The 5539-nt window shown below is 49.9% G+C and carries 5 protein-coding genes, 4 tRNA genes and 1 pseudogene; 8 read left to right on the top strand and 2 right to left on the bottom strand.

The genetic code is table 11. The features are described 5' to 3' along the window. The 3 genes from OGY08_RS00790 to birA all read left to right on the top strand — a co-directional run. Nucleotides 1–232, top strand: a 232-nt coding sequence (locus OGY08_RS00790; RefSeq protein WP_286565382.1) for a hypothetical protein, incomplete at its 5' end; no start/stop codon positions are given. Nucleotides 233–435: 203 nt separating this feature from the next. Further along, nucleotides 436–1464, top strand: a complete 1029-nt coding sequence (gene murB, locus OGY08_RS00785; protein WP_048215164.1) for a UDP-N-acetylmuramate dehydrogenase — start codon at nucleotides 436–438, stop codon at nucleotides 1462–1464. Further along, the gene (gene birA, locus OGY08_RS00780) at nucleotides 1461–2423 is read left to right on the top strand and encodes a bifunctional biotin--[acetyl-CoA-carboxylase] ligase/biotin operon repressor BirA (protein ID WP_003826969.1); all 963 of its coding nucleotides are present in this window, start codon (nucleotides 1461–1463) and stop codon (nucleotides 2421–2423) included. Before murB ends, birA begins: the two co-directional genes overlap by 4 nt. A gap of 32 nt (nucleotides 2424–2455) precedes the next feature. On the opposite strand, the gene coaA is transcribed toward birA, so the two are convergent. Both coaA and OGY08_RS00770 read right to left on the bottom strand, forming a co-directional pair. Continuing rightward, nucleotides 2456–3406: a type I pantothenate kinase gene (coaA, locus tag OGY08_RS00775; RefSeq protein ID WP_125363852.1), complete on the bottom strand. Its 951-nt coding sequence runs from the start codon at nucleotides 3404–3406 to the stop codon at nucleotides 2456–2458. Nucleotides 3407–3695: 289 nt separating this feature from the next. Further along, a pseudogene (locus OGY08_RS00770) lies at nucleotides 3696–3776 on the bottom strand (hypothetical protein); the annotation flags it as partial. A gap of 19 nt (nucleotides 3777–3795) precedes the next feature. Between OGY08_RS00770 and OGY08_RS00765 the strand changes: the two are divergent. The 5 genes from OGY08_RS00765 to tuf all read left to right on the top strand — a co-directional run bounded on the left by OGY08_RS00765 (nucleotide 3796) and on the right by tuf (nucleotide 5537). Continuing rightward, nucleotides 3796–3871: transfer RNA gene (locus OGY08_RS00765), tRNA-Thr, on the top strand. A gap of 8 nt (nucleotides 3872–3879) precedes the next feature. Further along, nucleotides 3880–3964, top strand: a tRNA-Tyr gene (locus OGY08_RS00760). Between the two features lie 114 nt (nucleotides 3965–4078). Beyond that, nucleotides 4079–4153, top strand: a tRNA-Gly gene (locus tag OGY08_RS00755). 5 nt (nucleotides 4154–4158) lie between these two features. Beyond that, nucleotides 4159–4234: transfer RNA gene (locus tag OGY08_RS00750), tRNA-Thr, on the top strand. Between the two features lie 118 nt (nucleotides 4235–4352). Next, nucleotides 4353–5537: an elongation factor Tu gene (gene tuf, locus OGY08_RS00745; RefSeq protein ID WP_003031109.1), complete on the top strand. Its 1185-nt coding sequence runs from the start codon at nucleotides 4353–4355 to the stop codon at nucleotides 5535–5537. The last annotated feature ends 2 nt before the right edge of the window (nucleotides 5538–5539 follow it).

Here is a 5539-nt window from a genome sequence, read left to right as displayed (position 1 = left end):
GCATCAAATAAAAGCGAAAGGCTCAGTCGAAAGACTGGGCCTTTTGTTTTATCTGTTGTCTGTCGGTGAGCGCTCTCCTGAGGAGGACAAATCCGCCGGGAGCGGATTTGAACGTTGCGCAGCAACGGCCCGGAGGGTGGCGGGCAGGACGCCCGCCATAAACTGCCAGGCATCAAATAAAGTGAAGAAGCCCATCCTGACGGATGGGCTTCTTTGCGTCTGTGCGGGATGAAAACCGCCGGATGCGGCGTGCCGCCTTATCCGGCCTACAGGGGCCGGGCTGAACGTATTTTGTAGGCCTGATAAGCGCAGCGCATCAGGCACATCACAACACGGCACCATCGGGTGCAAAGCTATATCCTGAGCCTCCATAACACAAGCCATCCTGCGGTATATGCGGTAAACTAGGCGCGATTTTGCATCAGGAAAGCGTCTATGAATCACTCCCTTAAAGCCTGGAACACCTTCGGTATCGATCAGCAAACGAATGAACTTGTCTGCGCCGAAAATGAACAACAATTACTGAATGCCTGGCAATCAGCCAATGCATCGCATCATCCAGTACTGATCCTGGGCGAAGGGAGCAACGTCCTGTTTCTTGATGCCTTCCAGGGGACGGTGATCGTCAATCGTATTAAGGGTATTGAGATTACAGAACAACCTGATGCGTGGCATTTGCACGTAGGTGCGGGTGAAAACTGGCATCATCTGGTCCAGCATACGTTGCAGCTTGGTATGCCTGGCCTGGAAAATCTGGCGCTTATCCCAGGCTGCGTGGGTTCATCGCCAATCCAGAACATTGGTGCCTATGGCGTAGAGCTACAGCGCGTCTGCGAATACGTAGACTGCGTTGAGCTGTCGACTGGCAAACATCTGCGCGTTGGTGCAGCAGAATGTCGCTTTGGTTATCGTGACAGCATCTTCAAACATGAATACCAGGATCGCTTCGCAATTATTGCTGTTGGTTTACGCTTGTCTAAACAGTGGCATCCGGTACTGACCTATGGCGATCTGACGCGCCTGGATCCTACAACGGTGACGCCTCAGCAGGTTTTTGATTCTGTCTGCCATATGCGCACGACAAAACTGCCCGATCCGAAAGTAAACGGGAATGCAGGAAGCTTCTTTAAAAACCCGGTTGTCACCGCAGAGATTGCGCAGGAGCTCCTGGCAAAATTCCCAACAGCACCTCATTACCCGCAGGCTGATGGTTCTGTGAAACTGGCAGCCGGCTGGCTTATCGACCAGTGTCAGCTAAAAGGCATGCGCATTGGTGGCGCAGCGGTACATCAACAGCAGGCTCTGGTGCTGATCAATGCAGACAATGCGACGAGTCAGGATGTGGTGCAACTTGCACATCATGTACGTCAAAAAGTCGGTGAGAAATTTAATGTCTGGCTCGAACCAGAGGTCCGATTTATTGGCCCGCAGGGTGAAATGAATGCTGTGGAGATCATTGCATGAAGGATAATACCGTCCCTCTGACGCTTATTTCATTACTCGCTGATGGCGAATTTCATTCTGGTGAGCAGCTCGGTGAAAAGTTGGGAATGAGCCGTGCCGCAATCAATAAGCATGTCCAGACGTTACGCGACTGGGGGGTTGATGTCTTTACTGTTCCAGGTAAAGGATACAGCTTACCGGAGCCTATCCAACTATTAGATGCCTCACTTATTCATTCTCAACTGGATGGTGGAAATATCACAGTCCTGCCGGTTATCGACTCAACCAATCAGTACCTGATGGACCGAATAGGTCAACTGGAGTCAGGGGATGCCTGTGTCGCTGAATATCAGCAAGCCGGGCGCGGTCGCCGTGGTCGCAAATGGTTTTCACCGTTTGGTGCCAACCTGTACCTTTCAATGTTCTGGCGGTTGGAACAAGGACCGGCTGCCGCGATTGGCCTGAGTCTGGTTATTGGTATCGTCATGGCTGAGGTTTTACGCGATCTGGGCGCAGAGAAGGTACGTGTAAAATGGCCCAACGACCTCTATTTGCTCGACCGTAAGCTGGCAGGGATCCTGGTTGAACTGACCGGTAAGACAGGGGATGCCGCGCAGATTGTTATCGGTGCGGGTATTAATATGTCCATGCGCCGGGTTGAAGAAAATGTGGTTAATCAAGGCTGGATTAACTTGCAGGAAGCGGGCATTAACATTGATCGCAATACCCTTGCTGCCCGACTGATACGTGAGTTGCGTGCTGCGTTAGTGCTCTTTGAGCACGAAGGTTTAGCGCCGTATCTGTCTCGCTGGAAGAGACTGGATAACTTTATCGACCGCCCGGTCAAACTTATTATTGGCGATAAAGAAATATTTGGCATCTCTCGTGGAATAGACGCGCAAGGTGCATTATTGCTTGAACAAAATGGCGAGATCAAACCCTGGATGGGTGGAGAAATATCGCTAAGAAGCGCTGAGTAATAAGAAGGGGAGCTGTTGCTCCCCTTCTTTATTTATTTTCTCAACCTGACTTGATCAACGGCATGATTGGCACTTTTCGTCATGATTAAGCTTGCTCGCTCACGCGTTGGTAATATATTTTGCTTTAAATTCAGCCAGTTAATCTCTTTCCATAACGATGTGGCGGTGTTGATAGCCTCATCTTCTGATAATTTTGCATAGTTATGGAAATAAGAGTCCGGGTTGGTAAACGCCCCTTCACGGAATTTCAGGAAACGGTTGATATACCACGTCTGGAGTAATTCTTCTGGCGCATCAACATAAATAGAAAAGTCGACAAAGTCAGAAACAAATACATGATGCGGATCGTGAGGATAGTCCATCCCGCTTTGTAATACATTTAGCCCTTCGAGTATTAATATGTCGGGCTGGGCAACGGTTTTGTCGCCATCAGGGATCACATCATAGATGAGATGGGAATAGACCGGCGCCGTGACGTTAGGTACGCCTGATTTCAGATCGGAAACGAATTTAACCAAGCGATGCATATCATAGGACTGGGGGAAGCCTTTCTTCTTCATCAGTCCACGATCTTTCAATACCTGGTTAGGGTGGAGAAAGCCATCGGTAGTAATCAACTCAACCTTGCGATGCTCGGGCCAGCGACTGAGCAAAGCCTGCAAAACACGCGCAGTCGTACTTTTACCGACGGCGACGCTGCCAGCAATGCTAATAATATAAGGAATACGCTCGCCATTCGTGCCTAAAAATTGCTCCAGCACGGCCTGACGTCGCAGGTTCGAACTGATGTAAAAGTTTAGCAAACGCGAGAGAGGCAAATAAATCTCGGCAACTTCTTCCAGCGATAAGTCTTCGTTAATGCCTTTAAGACGAGCAATCTCTTCCTCGGTCAGGGTCATCGGCACGGAATCACGAAGCGCAGCCCACTGGTTGCGATCAAACTGTAGGTAAGGCGACGTTAACGCTTGCTCTTTTATACTCATACGCATGGTCTGGCTGTCATTGCTATATCAGGTCTGCGGTAAAAAACGAAATCATCCCGGTACGCAATGGCACGCACATTTCAGTTAATTTGGACAATGGGCAGGAGGGTAACACCAGATGGGGGGGAATAATAAGAAAAAATCATCCTCTGAAATGCAATGTGACGGGTATTCCAGATGTATAAAGATGTGCTTTCTCTCTATCAAAGCGTACCTGCCGGAGCAAAATTCCTCCCAGAGGAGGCACCTGACGTTGGAAATTTGTCCAATCCAAAGAAGAAATAGATTATTTATCGGTCGTATAGTGCAAAATGTGAGCGATAGAACATTTTATGCAATTTTTTAGTTGCATGAGTGCGCGTGTCTCCATAAAATGCGCGCTACTTGATGCCGACTTAGCTCAGTAGGTAGAGCAACTGACTTGTAATCAGTAGGTCACCAGTTCGATTCCGGTAGTCGGCACCATCAAGTCCGGTGGGGTTCCCGAGCGGCCAAAGGGAGCAGACTGTAAATCTGCCGTCACAGACTTCGAAGGTTCGAATCCTTCCCCCACCACCACTTTCTGGCAGCGTTATCGCCGCCTGAGTTGATTAAAAAATTAATCAGCTCGAACAGAAAAGAGAGAAATCTCTTTTTTGTTGCAGAAAGAACTGGGTAGCCGAGTTTCAGGATGCGGGCATCGTATAATGGCTATTACCTCAGCCTTCCAAGCTGATGATGCGGGTTCGATTCCCGCTGCCCGCTCCAGACGTGCTGATATGGCTCAGTTGGTAGAGCGCACCCTTGGTAAGGGTGAGGTCCCCAGTTCGACTCTGGGTATCAGCACCACTTCACTTCTCCTTCCCGTTTCTCTCTGTTTACTTTTAAAAGCATTCAACAGCTCAGGTATATTGCCTGGTTGATGTGGTGATATCACCGATTTATCCGTGTCTTAGAGGGACAATCGATGTCTAAAGAAAAATTTGAACGTACTAAACCGCACGTTAACGTCGGTACTATCGGCCACGTTGACCATGGTAAAACAACGCTGACCGCTGCAATCACTACCGTTCTGGCTAAAACCTACGGCGGTGCTGCTCGCGCATTCGATCAGATCGATAACGCGCCGGAAGAAAAAGCTCGTGGTATCACCATCAACACTTCTCACGTTGAATATGACACCCCGACTCGCCACTACGCACACGTAGACTGCCCGGGCCACGCCGACTATGTTAAAAACATGATCACCGGTGCTGCGCAGATGGACGGCGCGATCCTGGTTGTTGCTGCGACTGACGGCCCGATGCCGCAGACTCGTGAGCACATCCTGCTGGGTCGTCAGGTAGGCGTTCCGTACATCATCGTGTTCCTGAACAAATGCGACATGGTTGATGACGAAGAGCTGCTGGAACTGGTAGAAATGGAAGTTCGTGAACTTCTGTCTCAGTACGATTTCCCGGGCGACGACACTCCGATTGTTCGTGGTTCTGCTCTGAAAGCGCTGGAAGGCGAAGCAGAGTGGGAAGCGAAAATCATCGAACTGGCTGGCTTCCTGGATTCTTACATCCCAGAACCAGAGCGTGCGATTGACAAGCCGTTCCTGCTGCCTATCGAAGACGTATTCTCCATCTCCGGTCGTGGTACCGTTGTTACCGGTCGTGTAGAGCGCGGTATCATCAAAGTTGGTGAAGAAGTTGAAATCGTTGGTATCAAAGAGACTGCTAAGTCTACCTGTACTGGCGTTGAAATGTTCCGCAAACTGCTGGACGAAGGCCGTGCTGGTGAGAACGTTGGTGTTCTGCTGCGTGGTATCAAACGTGAAGAAATCGAACGTGGTCAGGTACTGGCTAAGCCGGGCTCTATCAAGCCGCACACCAAGTTCGAATCTGAAGTGTACATTCTGTCCAAAGACGAAGGCGGCCGTCATACTCCGTTCTTCAAAGGCTACCGTCCGCAGTTCTACTTCCGTACTACTGACGTGACTGGTACCATCGAACTGCCGGAAGGCGTAGAGATGGTAATGCCGGGCGACAACATCAAAATGGTTGTTACCCTGATCCACCCGATCGCGATGGACGACGGTCTGCGTTTCGCAATCCGTGAAGGCGGCCGTACTGTTGGTGCGGGCGTTGTTGCTAAAGTAATGAGCTAATT

It is taken from the genome of Citrobacter sp. Cpo069 (assembly GCF_030332785.1).
GTDB lineage: Bacteria > Pseudomonadota > Gammaproteobacteria > Enterobacterales > Enterobacteriaceae > Citrobacter > Citrobacter portucalensis.
The sequence above is the reverse complement of the archived record's forward strand: the minus strand, read 5'-3'. Positions and strand labels throughout refer to the sequence as shown.

Coding starts and splice junctions, on each gene's coding strand:
- coaA (WP_125363852.1), bottom strand. CDS start 3,406: ATGAGTATAAAAGAGCAAGCGTTAACGTCGCCTTACCTACAGTTTGAT.
- murB (WP_048215164.1), top strand. CDS start 436: ATGAATCACTCCCTTAAAGCCTGGAACACCTTCGGTATCGATCAGCAA.
- tuf (WP_003031109.1), top strand. CDS start 4,353: ATGTCTAAAGAAAAATTTGAACGTACTAAACCGCACGTTAACGTCGGT.
- birA (WP_003826969.1), top strand. CDS start 1,461: ATGAAGGATAATACCGTCCCTCTGACGCTTATTTCATTACTCGCTGAT.